The organism is Pandoraea sp. (assembly GCF_041919235.1).
GTDB lineage: Bacteria > Pseudomonadota > Gammaproteobacteria > Burkholderiales > Burkholderiaceae > Pandoraea.
Window position 1 is genome coordinate 67114 of the sequence record NZ_JAYRUC010000015.1, and the last position, 14371, is coordinate 81484.

Sequence of the window (14371 nt, forward strand, 5' to 3'; positions counted from 1 at the left end):
GACCGCGTACCGGCATCACGACCGAAGGAGTTCCATGCCATATTTTCAGACAGGCGGCAGTAGCATCTATTACGAAATCCACGGCAGCGGCGATCCAATTGTCATGTTGCACGGGGTTGGCGGCAATCACGCCAGTTGGTTCTACCAGTTGGCGCAGTGGGCTGAGCGTTTCCAGTTGATTACCTTTGACGCTCGTGGATTCGGCCGATCGACAGATGCGGAGTCACTCGGGCGCAGCGCCTTTACCGATGACCTCATCCGGCTGCTTGATCATCTGGGAATCGCGCGTGTTGCGCTGGTTGCCCAGTCGATGGGGGGCGGGACCGCAGTTGACGTCACGTGCCGCTTCCCCGAGCGTGTGGAGGCGCTGGTGCTCGCCGATACGCTTGTGTGGCTTGATCCGCCGCCCGAGATGGCTGCAGAATTCTCGGCTGTACAGGAGCGAACGCGCAACCTCAACCAACTCGAACGTGTGCTTGGCGCGACTTTCCGGGCCGCACAGCCTGCGCTCAGCGAACTGTATCTTCAGATTGCAGGTTTCAACCGCTATACGGTCGCGTCGCTTATCGGCACTCAGACCCGCTATCGGCCGCAGGCGTTGGCGCTGACCGGCGTCCCGACGCTGTTCGTGGTCGGCGAGGAAGATGTGCTTTTTCCCCCGGAATTGATGCGCAAGGCATGGCGGGAAGTGCCCGGGGCAGATTGGATAATGCTCGACAGGGCGGGGCATTCTGCCTATTTCGAGGCACCCGAGTCTTTCAATAAGCAGGTTGGCGACTGGCTGGAAGCACGCATGGGCAAGCACCAACGGGCCATGTGTCCATGACTTCCATGCCCTTCGCGCAGGTGGGCGTGCGGCTCCCCCTGGAACTATCCGGCACGAACCGGCAGCTTGACGCTGCAACGGGGATACGCCACGACTTCTGATCGTCGTGCAGGGCTTGGTGCGTGAGGCGGACCGGGAAGGACTCCGGTCCGCTTTGCTTTTTTTGTCTTGCCGATCCGATGCATGAGTTTCATGCATTCATATCCTTCGAAGAAATCGTTTGTGGCGTATTTATCAGCCACTTATTTTCGAGACTGATGTATGCGGACCACGTTTCGACGGATCCATTGCATACAGTACACAAAGAATCACGAATCATCCTTATATCGTCAGGAATGAACATGGAATCCCAAAACAGTTTCGTCGATGAAGCTTTGCTCAAGCGTGTGCCGCGATGGAGCAAGTACCTGGAAGCCAAGCTTGGTTTTCGCAATCACTGGTATCCGGTGCACCTCTCTCGCGATATTGAGGAAGCGCAGGTGGTGTCGGTCACCGTGTGCGGTGAGGAGATTCTCCTGAAGCGGGTAGATGGCAAGGTAAAGGCGATCCGCGACCGCTGCCTGCATCGAGGGGTGAAATTCTCGGAGAAGGTGGAGTGTTACACCAAGGATACGATCACCTGCTGGTACCACGGCTTCACCTACAAGTGGGATGACGGCAGGCTCTGCGATATCTTGGCTGCGCCCGACAGCAAGGCCATCGGGCGACGCGGGATCAAGTCCTACCCTGTGCAGGAAGCGAAGGGGTTGGTGTTTGTCTTCGTGGGAGACGATGACGTCAAGGTGCCGCCGCTGGCCGAGGATGTTCCGCCGACCTTTCTCGATGAGGACATGAGTGTTCACGGCGCGATCTACGACGTCGATTCGAACTGGCGCGTGGGGGCAGAGAACGGCTTCGACGGTCTGCACGTCTACATCCATCGTACGGCGGAGCTGGTGTCCAACACACAGCGCTCGCTGCCCATTGGTCACCTGTCCGATTCAGCCAAGGTGGAAATCATCGATGCGCAGGGGGGGCCGAAGGGGGTCTACGATCTGTTCGCCAACCATGTGAGCGTCTGGGAAGGGAAGGTCGATGGAAAAACCGTCATCACGGGCACCAAGCGTGTGTCGGACAAGCCCACACGTACCACCGCCGCATCGATCTGGCTGCCGTGCGTGCTGCGCGTAGACAACTTCCCTGACCAGGAGATCACGCAGTTCGAATGGTATGTGCCTGTTTCGGCAGACAAGCACCTGTATGTGATGACCGTCGGCAAGCGCGTGTCGTCTGAGGAGGACCGTGCAGCATTCGAGCACGAATTTCAATCCCGCTGGAAGCCGATTGGCTTTGAGGGTTTCAACGCGCAGGACATCGCCGCGCGTGTCGCTCTCCAGAAGTACTACAGGAACGACAGTTCCTGGCTGGACGAGATGTTGATCGAAGGCGATGCGCCGATTATCCGATGGCGCGAGCTGTGCCAGCAGCATGCGCGGGGCGTGCAAAAGCCCGAGCACATGTAACCGGTCGGGAGATGAATGGAATGGCTGAAAAGATTTTTCTGTGCCGGAAAAGCGAAATGGGCGACGGCTCGATGCGCCAGGTCTGTCCGCGCGGGATCGACGGTGAACTGGCCGTGTACCGGGTCAACGGCTCAATCTACGTGACCGACGACCTGTGCACGCACGGCATGGTCGCGCTGACGGGCGGCGATCTCGAGGGGACCACCGTCTATTGCCCATTGCATGGCGGCGCCTTCGACATTTGCTCGGGGAAAGCCACAGAGAAACCCTGCACCACACCGCTCAGGACGTACGAGGTCGTGGTCGAGAACGACGACGTCTACTGTCTGTACGGCGAGTAACGGGATCCAGGTCCCAGGAGCACATCATGTTTACGAGAGAAGATAACGAGCGTCTGTGTCGGGTCGGTCCCGGCACGCCCATGGGCGAGGCCTTTCGCCGCTTCTGGATCCCGTTCCTGCTGCCCGAAGAACTGAGCGCCGACGGCGCGCCGGTGCGCGTACGTCTGCTGGGCGAGAATTTGATCGCTTTTCGCGACACCGAGGGCAAGCTCGGTCTGCTTGACCGGTACTGCCCGCATCGGCGGGTCGATTTGTTCTTTGGGCGCAACGAGCAGTGCGGGCTGCGTTGCCCGTATCACGGCTGGAAGTTCGATACGGACGGCAAAATCGTCGAAATGCCGGCCGAGCCGGAAAACTCGCAGATGCTGCAGGACACACGCATCAAGCACTATCCGATCATCGAGTGGGGCGGAGTGATCTGGGCGTACATGGGCGACCCGGCGCACAAGCCCGCGCAACCTCCGCTGATGGAGTGGGCCACCGTGCCTTCGACGCACCGCTATATCACCAAGCGCTTGCAGCGCACGAACTACGCCCAGGGGGTCGAGGGGGGGATCGATTCGAGCCATGTTGGCATCCTGCACAGTCTCCTGGATCCGGACAAGAAAGATTTGCCTTTCCGGCAGAAGCAAGTGTCTCCGCTGTCCGCAGTGCCATACCTGGCAATGGACACGGCGCCGAAGTTCTTCGTGCGTCCTACGCGCCACGGCATGACCATTGGTGCGCGGCGCAATGCATCGGAGAGCGAGTATTACTGGCGCATCACGCAGTTCCTGCTGCCGTTCTACACGATGATCGCCCCGAGCAGGAACGACGGCACCGTCATGGGGCATTCGTGGACGCCGATCGACGACCACAACTGCTGGGTGTTCACCATGACCTGGAATGGCGAGCGCCCGTTGTCCGCAGACGAGCTGGACTATGGTGCGGTGCATTCGGACACGAAGGACGATGGTAGCTACGAGCCGCTTGTTGGCGCGGCCGCCGACTACGGACTCGACCGTGACGTGCAGCGTCTGCGCAGTATGACCGGCATCGAGGGAATCGGGATGCAGGACACCGCCGTGCAGGAGAGCATGGGGCCGATCGTCAACCGTTCGCTGGAAAACCTTGGCTCGGGTGATGCCGCGATCGTGCGCTTCCGGCGCCTGCTGCTTGGCATTTCCGACGAGTTGGAAACGACGGGAGACGTCGCGGTGGCGAAGCAGGCAGAGCTATACAAGGTGCGGTCCGCCGGGGTCGTGCTGCCGCACGGTGTGGACTTCCAGGAAGGTTCGGCCCCGTACACCGAAGTGAAATAGCAGACGCGTTCGGGCGTTCGAGTCAGTTCGCGGTCAATGTTTGAACGTCAGGTAGCCGGCAGCTTTGCATCGGCTGCCGGGCTACCTGGCACGGTATAACAAGGAGAGTTCCTGATGTCCGACGCAATCGCGCAAATCGCTGCGCGCCTTCGGCATGCGCAACAAGCGCGCGAGCCGATCGAGCCGGTGCGCGGCGAGGTCGCGATTGACGATATCGCGACGGCATACGCAGTGCAGCAGGCGAACGTCGATAGGCGTGTCGCGAACGGCGAGCGCATCGTCGGCCGCAAGATTGGCCTCACATCCCTCGCGGTGCAAAAGCAACTGGGCGTGGACCAGCCTGACTTCGGTACGCTGTTCGCCAGCATGGCATACGGCGACGGTCAGCCGATGCCGCTTCCGGCGCTGATCCAGCCGAAAGTCGAAGCCGAGATCGCGTTGGTGCTCGATCGCGATCTCACGGACGAGAAGCACACATTCGTCGATATCCTGCGCGCGAGTGCTTACGCACTGGCGGCGATCGAAGTCGTCGACAGCCGCATCCGGAACTGGGACATCCGCTTTGTCGATACCGTGGCGGACAACGCGTCGAGCGCGCTTTTTGTGCTCGGCAGCCGGCCGGTGCCTTTGTCGCGACTGGATCTTGGCGCGTGCGCGATGACCTTGGAGCGCGGCGGCGAGGTGCTGTCCCGCGGCGAGGGCGGTGCGTGCCTGGGTAATCCGCTCAACGCAGCCGTCTGGCTTGCAGATCGCATGGTGCAGCTTGGAACACCGCTGCGCGCAGGCGATGTCGTGATGACCGGTGCGCTTGGTCCGATGGTGGTCGTCAAGGAAGCGGGCACGTTCACTGCGCAGATTGGGGGGCTCGGCAGCGTCCGCGCGACATTCGACGCCGGGCCATGACCTGAGCAGAGGCGGCTTACCTGGCGCCGACGGACTCACCCGCCTGCTGGTGTTTGGCGAGGTCGATTTCGTGTTCGACGCGCGACATCGGTTGGGCTTGGCGCGCGGGGGACCATGGCCGAATTCACCGAGACGGCGTCCCGGGTGATCGAGGTGGCGGGGGGCGTAGCCTGGTAGGGCATGGCAGGCCGCAGCGGCCCTTGAGTGTGCCGTCACGGCTGGTTTGGCCAGTCGGACCTGTCGGCAGTCAGCGGCATGGTAGTCCATGCCAGTCTGGTCGACCTATCGATGTGGCGCTCATCGCCATACGTAGAAACGCGCTTCAACGGAGCAACGATCGGCCATATACGCAAAAAACCCCGCGGCGACTACGCTTTGCGGGGTTTTGTTGGACTGCCTTGAACAAATTTTTGGTGCCCAGAAGAGGACTCGAACCTCCACGGTGTTACCCGCTAGTACCTGAAACTAGTGCGTCTACCAATTCCGCCATCTGGGCCCCGTCAGCGCGCTCAACTGCCTGCGCGCTGCGAAGAAATGAGATTATCCTGATGCCGTGCGGGACTGTCAACACTTGCGCGGAACAAATTTCGCTTTCTCTCATACACCGCCAACACCACGCTCAAATTCCGCATAGGTGGCAGTTTTCGCAAGGTTTGCCGTATGATTGTCTCTGATCGTGCGACCCCCGCTATGCGGGCATCGCACAACACCACGGACCGTCGGGCGCATGGTGCGCCACTCGGCCGGACTCCACCGGCACAGTAACGCTACCGACCTTTGAGCAAATATCCCTATCCGATCCCGAGCCGCGAAGAAATCCTCGGTGTCCTGCGCACCGCCGACTCCGCACTGTCCGCCAACGACATCGCCGAAGCCCTGGCCATCAAAAAGCAGGAACGTGAAGGGTTCTTCAAGCGCCTCGCCGCCATGGAGCGCGATGACCAAATTCGCCTCGACCGCCGTGGCTACTATCAACTGACCCACCCCTCCAATTTCATCGCCGGCCGTGTCATCGGCCACCGCGACGGCTACGGCTTCGCCGTGCGCGACGACGACGGCGACGACCTCTTCCTCTCCACCGAAGAGATGAAGAAGGTGATGAACAACGATCGCGTCCTCCTGCGTATCGCCGGCTACGATCGCCGTGGCCGCCCAGAAGGGCATATCGTCGAAGTGGTGAGCCGCGCCAATACCCACGTCATCGGCCGCCTGCTCAACGAAAACGGTGTCATGGTCGTTGCCCCGGAAGATAAACGCATCGGCCACGATATCCTCATCCCGCCTCGTGCCCAAGGGAAAGCCAAGGTCGGGCAGGTCGTCTCCGTCGAACTCACCGATTACCCCAGCCGATATAGTCAACCCATCGGCCGTGTCTCCGAAATCCTCGGCGATATCGACGACCCCGGCATGGAAATCGAAATCGCCGTGCGCAAGTACGGCGTGCCTCATCAGTTCTCCGCCGAAGCGCTCGCCGCCGCCGGCGCGCTTCCCGACGAAGTCCGCGCCCCCGATCTGCGAAACCGCATCGACCTGCGCGATGTGCCACTCGTCACCATCGATGGGGAAGACGCCCGCGACTTCGACGACGCCGTCTACTGCGAACCCGCCAAGATCGGTCGCACCGACGGCTTCCGCCTGATCGTCGCCATCGCCGACGTGTCGCACTATGTCACCCCCGGCGGTCCCCTTGACGCCGACGCCCTCACACGCAGTACTTCGGTCTACTTCCCGCGACGCGTCATTCCGATGCTCCCGGAGAAGCTCTCGAACGGCCTGTGTTCGCTCAACCCCGACGTGGATCGCTGCGTCCTCGTGTGCGACGCCCTCGTCATGCCGAACGGCGAAGTGAAGGCCTATCAGTTCTATCCGGCCGTCATCCACTCGGCCGCACGCCTGACCTACACGGAAGTGGCCGCCGTCCTGGGTAATACGAAAGGCGCCGAAGCCCAACGCCGCGCCGCACTGCTGCCGCATCTGCAAAATCTGTACGACCTCTACAAGGTACTGGCCAAGGCCCGCAAGTCTCGCGGAGCCATCGAATTCGATTCGACCGAGACCTATATCGTCTGCAACGCGCAAGGCAAGATCGAACAGATTCTGCCCCGCACACGCAACGACGCCCACCGTCTCATCGAAGAATGCATGCTCACGGCCAACGTGTGCGCCGCCGATCTTCTCAAGCGTCACAAACAGCCCGGCCTGTACCGCATTCACGCCGGACCGTCGGGCGAGCGGCTTCAGGTGCTGCGCACGTTCCTCAAAACCCTCGGGCTCTCGCTCGGCGGTGGCGATGAACCCGCCACGTCCGATTACTCGGAATTGATGACGCAGATCGAGTCCCGCCCCGATGCGCCCATGCTCCAGACCATGCTCCTGCGATCGATGCAGCAAGCGGTCTACAGCCCGGACAACATCGGCCACTTCGGTCTGGCCTATCCGGCCTACGCTCACTTCACCAGCCCGATTCGCCGCTATCCGGATCTGCTCACGCACCGCGCAATCAAGGCCGTCCTCGCCGGTAAGAAGTACGAGCCGGAAGTCCCGGCAACGGTCGAGTTGACGACCGGTCTGTCGCCCCACGCGCGCAAACTCCAGAAGAACGACGAATCCGCCGCCGCGAAGAACAAGAAGTCGGTCGGTGCCAAGAAGCGCGATGCGGTCTGGGACGAACTCGGCCTGCATTGCTCCGCCAACGAACGTCGCGCCGACGAAGCCTCGCGCGACGTCGAGGCCTGGCTCAAGTGCTACTTCATGCGCGACAAGCTGGGCGAGGAATACGGCGGCACGGTCAGCGCCGTCACGTCGTTCGGCATCTTCGTGCAACTCGACGATCTCTTTATCGAAGGCCTCGTGCACGTCACGGAACTGGGCAGCGATTACTTCCAGTTCGACGAAGTCCGCCACGAACTGCGCGGCGAACGCACCGGCATCCGCTATCGCCTCACCGACCGCGTTCGCGTGCAGGTGAGCCGCGTGGACCTCGATGCCCGCAAGATCGACTTCCGACTCGTACGCGAACCGAACGTGCGCACGCTGGCGAAAACGTCGGGCCGCGCCGAGCGCGGAGGCGCGCCGGTGCCAGCGCCGACACCGGCGCCGGCCGCAGGTGCGCCCGGCCTGGCCGGCTCCGCGAATGCCAGGCCGAGCATTCGCCAATTGCCCAAGGGCGGCGCGCTGCTCAACGGCGTGCAACCTGCGCCGGCCGGCAAGCATCCCGCCAAGCCGAAATCGGCAAAAGTGAACGCCGCCCGTGCCGAGCGCGGCGCTGCGCCGCCTGCCAAACAAGCTGGCGGCAAGGCGCCGGCGAAGCGTCCGGGAGGCCAGACAAAGAAGCCGCGTCGTTGATTCGCGCACGCCAGACGACCGGTGATCGACGGGGTTCAGCGTCGACTGGGGGAGCTGCGGGCGGTTTGCAGTAAGATGGGCGCCTTGTTGCCGGCAGCGACCGGCATCTGACGCCCGCGATGGATTGCGGCGGCGGTAGCCCATGCGGGCTCCGCCGCCGTCGTGCTTTGTGCGGCAACAGTTGCGAAGGGTCGCGCAGGCGCACGCTATTTTGAGGATGTGAAATGAGTCAATTGAAACTGCTGTTCGGCTTCCACGCCGTGACCGCGCGCTTGCGTCACGATGCGCTCAGCGTCGAAGAGATCTACTACGACCCAAGCCGGCGCGACCGCCGCATGACCGACTTTCTGAAGTACGTGGAATCGCTCAAGGGCGCACCGGGCGTGAAGATCAAGGTCATTCAGGCCGACGGCAAGCGCCTCGACGGCATGGCCGGTTCGTCTCGCCATCAAGGGGTCGTCGCACGCGCTCAGGAAGTCTCGTTGGCGCTGAACCTCGACGAACTCCTCGACGGCATCTCGGGGCCGCCGCTGCTGCTCGTGCTCGACGGTGTGACCGATCCGCACAACCTCGGCGCATGCCTGCGTGTCGCGGATGGGGCAGGCGCTCACGCCGTGATCGCGCCCAAGGACCGCGCCGTCGGTCTGAATGCGACCGCCGCCAAGGTCGCCAGCGGCGCAGCCGAAACCGTGCCATACATCATGGTGACGAATCTCTCGCGCACGCTGCGCGAATTGCAAGCGCGCGGTATCTGGGTCGTCGGCACCTCCGACGACGCACCCGCCGACATCTACGCCACCCCACTCACCGGACCGATGGCGATTGTCATGGGCGCAGAAGGTGAGGGCATGCGCCGTCTGGTGCGCGAGCACTGCGATGTGCTGATGAGCATTCCAATGGCGGGCGGCTGCGAAAGCCTGAACGTCTCGGTGGCCAGCGCCGTATGCCTTTACGAGGCGGTGCGCCAGCGCACCGTGGCCGCCAAGGGCGCGACGCAAAAGGCGAAATGAAACGGTGGGCCGAAAACGCGTAACGAAATGGCGTAACGAAATGGCGTGACGAGAGAGGCTCAACGAAAGCGGCGTGACGACAGCGGCATGACGACAGCGGCGTAACGAAAAAAACGTGATGCCCGGCGTGAGAGCGCCGGGCAAATTTACGTGTTCGCTTAGCGGGCCGCCTCGATCAATCCTTCCAGTTTGACGGCATCGGCGGCGAACGCGCGGATACCTTCCGCGAGTTTTTCGGTTGCCATGGCGTCGTCGTTGAGGGCAAAGCGGAACGACGACTCATCCGTTTTCACGCGTTCGACGCTTGCAGCGCGGGCGTCTTTTGCGTCGAGCTGGCGGTGCACATCGCCTTGCGTCGTGCGCAGTTGCTCGAGCAGGGCTGGGCTGATCGTGAGCAGATCGCAGCCCGCCAGTGCCAGAATTTGCCCGGTCGAGCGGAAGCTCGCGCCCATGACTTCCGTGTCGTGGCCGAAGTGCTTGTAGTAGCGATAGATCGCGGCCACCGAGCGCACGCCCGGGTCGTTTTCCCCGGCATGGTCAGCCTCGATCCAATTCGCGCCCGCCGACTTCTTGTACCAATCGTAGATCCGCCCGACGAACGGCGAAATCAGCCGGGCGCCCGCTTCGGCGCAGGCCGCCGCCTGCACCAGCGAGAAGAGCAGCGTCATGTTGCAGCGAATCTTGTCGCGCTCGAGAATCTCGGCGGCGCGAATACCTTCCCACGTCGATGCGATCTTGATGAGCACGCGGTCGCGCTCGATGCCTTGCGCCTCATACATCGCGATAAGCCTGCGAGCGCGGGCCACGGTGCCGGCCGTGTCGAACGACAGACGCGCGTCCACTTCGGTCGACACGCGCCCCGGCACGATATCGAGAATCGCCCGCCCGAAGGCGACCAGCAGGTGGTCGATGATCTCTGCGGTGGCGTCGGTGCGATGTTCGCTGACAACGCGCGTGAGCATGGGGCGGTAGGCGTCTTTCTGGACGGCGCCGAGGATCAGCGAGGGATTGGTGGTGGCGTCTTGTGGCTTGTAGGCGTCCATGGCCTGGAAGTCGCCGGTGTCGGCCACGACGATGGTATGACGTTTGAGCTGATCGAGCTGATTCATGAGCGTGCCCTTGCGAGAAATACACTGCGTGGCATGAAGTCCGGGACGCGCACGGGCGACGAAAAACCGCGCGGCATGCCTGACTCCGGTAAACTTCCGACTTTACCAAACTTTGCCGGAAATCCCATGACCCAAGACGAACTCAAGCGCTTGGTCGGCCAGGCAGCCGCCGACTATGTGAACCAGCACGTGCCCGAGGGCAGCGTGATCGGCGTGGGCACAGGGTCCACCGCCAATTGCTTCATCGAAGCGCTCGCGGCCCACAAGGGTCGCTACCGGGGTGCCGTCTCCAGTTCCGAAGCCAGTACCGAGCGCTTGCGCAAACATGGTATTGAAGTATTCGACCTCAACCAGATCGAAAGCCTGCCCGTCTACGTTGACGGGGCCGACGAAATCAACGCGCTCGGTCACATGATCAAGGGCGGCGGCGGGGCGCTCACGCGCGAGAAGATCGTTGCCTCCGTGGCGAAGGAATTCGTTTGCGTGGTCGACGCCTCCAAGGAAGTCGCTGTGCTCGGCGTATTCCCGCTGCCGGTGGAAGTCATTCCCATGGCACAGGCGAGTGTGGCGCGCGTGCTGGCTGCGCTCGGTGGCGAGCCGCAGGCGCGTGTACGCGCCGACGGCAGTCCGTACGTGACGGATAACGGGTGCGCGATCCTCGATGTCCATGGTTTGCAGATACTGGACCCGGTGGCATTCGAAGCGCGGATCAACCAGATCCCGGGGGTGGTCACGGTCGGGCTCTTCGCGCAGCGGGGGGCGGACATTACGCTGATGGGTACGCCGGAAGGAGTGCGTACCATCGACTACAAAAACTGATCGCGGGAGGGCAGGATGGCTGGATCGCGTCGTCTACCCGAAACCTGGTTTCGTCGTGGCCTGTGGTTGATCGCCGTATTGTTTGCGGCGTTTCTGATGGGTCTTGGCGGGCTGGTCGTTGACAGATTGCCGGGGGTTGCCCCTGCGCCTACGCTTGATTCGTTCGTTGACCGGGGACAGGCTGAGCGTGCTGACGCGGCCATCAAGCAGGCGCGCTTGCAGCGAGAGGACATAGATAGCCAGCTCGAGACGGCGCGTTTGCAACTGAAGGCGCGCACTACAGCGTATCGCAATGCGCGAGAGTTGTTCAACGATTGGGTGGCCACGCGCACGGCGACGGCGCAGGCCAGTCAGGATGCGGAGCTCGTTGCGCGTACGCAGGCGCTTGACGGGCTCAAGGCGGCCGAGCGTGATGCGCAGACGCAGATTGACACGTTGGAGGCGAAGCGGCTGGATGCGCAGCGCGCGGTTCAGTCGGCCGGTGCGGCGCGTGAGGCGCTCGATCGGGTGGCGGGAGAGCGGCTTGCTGCGATTGCGCGTTCGCAGGAGTTGAAGGTTTTTGGCATTCGGCTTGCGTTGACGTTGCCGTTGTTGGTCGTTGCTGGCTGGCTGTTTGTGCGTCAGCGAAAGAGCACCTGGTGGCCGTTTGTGTGGGGTTTCATCTTCTTTGCGGTGTTCACGTTCTTTGTCGAGTTGGTGCCGTATCTGCCGGACTACGGAGGTTACGTACGTTATCTCGTAGGGATAGGGTTGACGGTGTTGATTGGTCGATATGCCGTTGTGTCATTGCAGCGATATTTGGCGCGACAAAAGGCGGAGGAGCAGTTGCCGGACGAGGAGCGTCGCAAGACGCTTTCGTATGATTTGGCGCAGGCGCGATGGGCGAAGTCGGTGTGTCCGGGGTGTGAGCGGCCGGTGAGGCTGGACGATGTAGAGCGGGACTTTTGTGTGCATTGTGGGATTTGCTTATTTGACCGGTGTGGCGGGTGTGGGGCGCGAAAGAACGCCTTTGCGCATTTTTGTCACCATTGCGGCGCACGTTCGAGCGGAGCGCAGGTTGAGGGCGGGCCGAGGCAGGCGGGGTGAGGAGGGGTGAGGAGGGGCGTGCGGGTTTGAGATTGTGAGGAAGCAGAAATAGGAAATAGGAAATGGGCATGCGATGCGAGTCGCGTGCCCATTTTTGTGGTTGGGTGGGGGAAGGAGGGGGGGAAGGGTGGGGGTGATGGATGGGGGCGTATGCGGGGACGGATCGGGGCCCCTTTGTGGGGGGGGGGGGGGGGTTGTGGGTGTGGGGGGGAGGGGGGTTTATGTCTGAGTGGCGGAAAGGGGCCCCGATCCGTCTGGGGGGAGGTGTTTAGGCGGGGTGAAGCGGGATATACGGGGTAATAATTAAGCAGACGGAGGCGGCACATAGCCTTGTGCGACGTCGGCGCCTTCTCCGAAGAAGTACTTTTCTGTTTGTTTGACGAGGTATTGACGAGCGCGGGGGTCGGCCATGTTCAGTCGGTTTTCGTTGATGAGCATGGTTTGTTGCTTGAGCCAGCCGGCCCAGGCTTCCTTCGAGACGCTTTCCCAGAGGCGCTTGCCCAGGTCACCGGGCATGGGGGGGAAATCGAGACCTTCGGCTTCTTTGCCGAGTTTGACGCATTGAACCATGCGAGCCATGGGGAACTCCTTCGTAGGCTTGGTGTAGTGTGAATGAATGACGCGCTGGCGACGTCAACCCAAAGTGACCGACGGGCTTCTTGCGGAAGCGACGCGGCCGAAATCCGGATATGGGGGCGGAGGGGGCGGGGCACAAGGGATGGGGGGGTATGGGAGTGTGCGCCGCCTGCCGGTCCTTGGTTATAGTTTCTTGATGAGCACAAGTGAGCGGCGTTGCCAATTGTAGAGTCGGCGGCGGTCGGCGGGTAGATCGTCGACACCGGCCTTGACGAAGCCGCGTTTGAGGAACCAGTGTTCGGTGCGCGTGGTGAGCACGAACAGGCGTTCCAGGCCACGAGCGCGTGCGCGCTGCTCGATGTGTTTGAGCAGGCGTTCGCCGTCGCCGGATCCTTGGGCTTCGGGATCGACCGTCAGGCAGGCCATTTCGCCGATGCGCTCGGACGGATAGGAATAGAGTGCCGCGCATCCGAAGAGGCGCCCATCGTGCTCGATGACTGAGAAATGATCGATATCGCGTTCGAGTTGGTGGCGACCGCGCCGCACCAGTGTGCCGTCGGCTTCGAGGGGTTCGATGAGTTGCAGGATGCCGCCGACGTCGTCGATGGTGGCTTCGCGCAGGCTCTCGAGGTTTTCGTACGAGATCATGGTGCCCACGCCGTCGTGCGAGAACAGTTCGAGCAGCATGCTGCCGTCGAGGGCGAAGGGCACGATGTGGGCGCGCCCGACGCCTGCCCGGCAGGCGCGAGTGGCGTATTTCAGATAAAACGCGGAGTCGCGGTCGAGCGTGCCTTGTGACTGGAGGCGTTGGGCGTCTTCCAGCGTGAGTTCGCGCTGCAGCTCGTTGTATTCGTTGAGAACGCCGGCCGTCTCGGTGATGAAGATCAGCTTGTCGGCCCGCAGGGCAATGGCCGCCGACGACGCGACATCTTCCATCGTCAGGTTGAACGACTGGCCGGTGGGCGAGAAGCCTAGCGGCGAGAGCAGTACGATCTTGCCGCTGGCGAGCGAGAGGCGGATCGATTCGGCGTCGACCTTGCGGACCACGCCGGTGTGTTGAAAATCGACGCCGTCGACGATGCCCACGGGCCGCCCGGTGACGAAGTTGCCTGACACGACGCTGATGCGCGCGTTGCCCATCGGCGTATTCGGCAGGCCCTGGCTGATCGAGGCTTCGATGTCCAGGCGCAATTCCCCCGCGGCTTCCTTGACGGCTTCGAGTGCGGCGGCGTCGGTAATGCGCAACTGTTGGGCGAAGTGCGATTCGATGTGTCGCAGGCGCATTTGCTCTTCGACCTGCGGTCGCGAGCCGTGCACCAGCACGATGTGCATGCCCATGGCGCATAGCAGCGCGACGTCCTGAATCAGGGTGTCGAGTCCGCCGGCCGCAACGAGTTCGCCACCGAAGGCCACCACGAAGGTCTTGTCGCGAAACGCATGGATGTAAGGGGCGACCGATCGCAGCCAGTCCACGAACTGGGCTTGGTGGGCGGTCTCTTCGTCTTGCAGGGCGGGGTCGGGTTCGGTCAGCATGGGTGTACGTGCGCAAACAT

General features: G+C 62.4%; 12 protein-coding genes and 1 tRNA gene. 9 read left to right on the forward strand and 4 right to left on the reverse strand.

Translation table 11 applies throughout. The features are described 5' to 3' along the window. Positions 1 to 34: 34 nt before the first annotated feature. From ACE3UG_RS13685 to mhpD, 5 genes are all read left to right on the forward strand, one after another. Positions 35 to 826, forward strand: a complete 792-nt coding sequence (locus ACE3UG_RS13685) for an alpha/beta fold hydrolase (RefSeq protein ID WP_374624705.1) — start codon at positions 35 to 37, stop codon at positions 824 to 826. Positions 827 to 1167: 341 nt separating this feature from the next. Beyond that, on the forward strand, positions 1168 to 2328 hold the full coding sequence (locus ACE3UG_RS13690; RefSeq protein ID WP_374624707.1) for a Rieske 2Fe-2S domain-containing protein: 1161 nt from the start codon (positions 1168 to 1170) through the stop codon (positions 2326 to 2328). A gap of 20 nt (positions 2329 to 2348) precedes the next feature. Continuing rightward, a complete protein-coding gene (locus ACE3UG_RS13695) occupies positions 2349 to 2669 on the forward strand; it encodes a non-heme iron oxygenase ferredoxin subunit (protein WP_374624709.1) in 321 nt (106 codons plus the stop codon). 26 nt (positions 2670 to 2695) lie between these two features. Further along, the gene (locus tag ACE3UG_RS13700) at positions 2696 to 3970 is read left to right on the forward strand and encodes a Rieske 2Fe-2S domain-containing protein (RefSeq protein ID WP_374624711.1); all 1275 of its coding nucleotides are present in this window, start codon (positions 2696 to 2698) and stop codon (positions 3968 to 3970) included. Between the two features lie 114 nt (positions 3971 to 4084). Then, entirely contained in the window at positions 4085 to 4873 is a 789-nt protein-coding gene (gene mhpD / locus ACE3UG_RS13705; RefSeq protein ID WP_374624713.1) for a 2-keto-4-pentenoate hydratase, read from the forward strand. Between the two features lie 411 nt (positions 4874 to 5284). Here the strand turns inward: mhpD and ACE3UG_RS13710 are convergent. Continuing rightward, positions 5285 to 5369: transfer RNA gene (locus ACE3UG_RS13710), tRNA-Leu, on the reverse strand. A gap of 281 nt (positions 5370 to 5650) precedes the next feature. On the opposite strand from ACE3UG_RS13710, the gene rnr reads away from it, so the two are divergent. Together rnr and rlmB are read left to right on the forward strand one after the other, a co-directional pair. Continuing rightward, entirely contained in the window at positions 5651 to 8218 is a 2568-nt protein-coding gene (gene rnr, locus ACE3UG_RS13715) for a ribonuclease R (protein WP_374624715.1), read from the forward strand. 224 nt (positions 8219 to 8442) lie between these two features. Beyond that, positions 8443 to 9228, forward strand: a complete 786-nt coding sequence (gene rlmB / locus ACE3UG_RS13720) for a 23S rRNA (guanosine(2251)-2'-O)-methyltransferase RlmB (RefSeq protein WP_374624717.1) — start codon at positions 8443 to 8445, stop codon at positions 9226 to 9228. Between the two features lie 158 nt (positions 9229 to 9386). On the opposite strand, the gene tal is transcribed toward rlmB, so the two are convergent. After that, positions 9387 to 10337: a transaldolase gene (gene tal / locus ACE3UG_RS13725; RefSeq protein WP_374624719.1), complete on the reverse strand. Its 951-nt coding sequence runs from the start codon at positions 10335 to 10337 to the stop codon at positions 9387 to 9389. A gap of 126 nt (positions 10338 to 10463) precedes the next feature. Between tal and rpiA the strand changes: the two genes are divergently transcribed. Next, the gene (rpiA, locus tag ACE3UG_RS13730; protein ID WP_374624721.1) at positions 10464 to 11156 is read left to right on the forward strand and encodes a ribose-5-phosphate isomerase RpiA; all 693 of its coding nucleotides are present in this window, start codon (positions 10464 to 10466) and stop codon (positions 11154 to 11156) included. Between the two features lie 15 nt (positions 11157 to 11171). Then, a complete protein-coding gene (locus tag ACE3UG_RS13735) occupies positions 11172 to 12242 on the forward strand; it encodes a serine endopeptidase (RefSeq protein WP_374624723.1) in 1071 nt (356 codons plus the stop codon). Between the two features lie 303 nt (positions 12243 to 12545). Here the strand turns inward: ACE3UG_RS13735 and ACE3UG_RS13740 are convergent, their stop codons facing one another. After that, a complete protein-coding gene (locus ACE3UG_RS13740; RefSeq protein WP_374624725.1) occupies positions 12546 to 12821 on the reverse strand; it encodes an oxidative damage protection protein in 276 nt (91 codons plus the stop codon). 180 nt (positions 12822 to 13001) lie between these two features. Continuing rightward, positions 13002 to 14351, reverse strand: a complete 1350-nt coding sequence (gene argA, locus ACE3UG_RS13745; protein WP_374624727.1) for an amino-acid N-acetyltransferase — start codon at positions 14349 to 14351, stop codon at positions 13002 to 13004. Positions 14352 to 14371 lie beyond the last annotated feature (20 nt).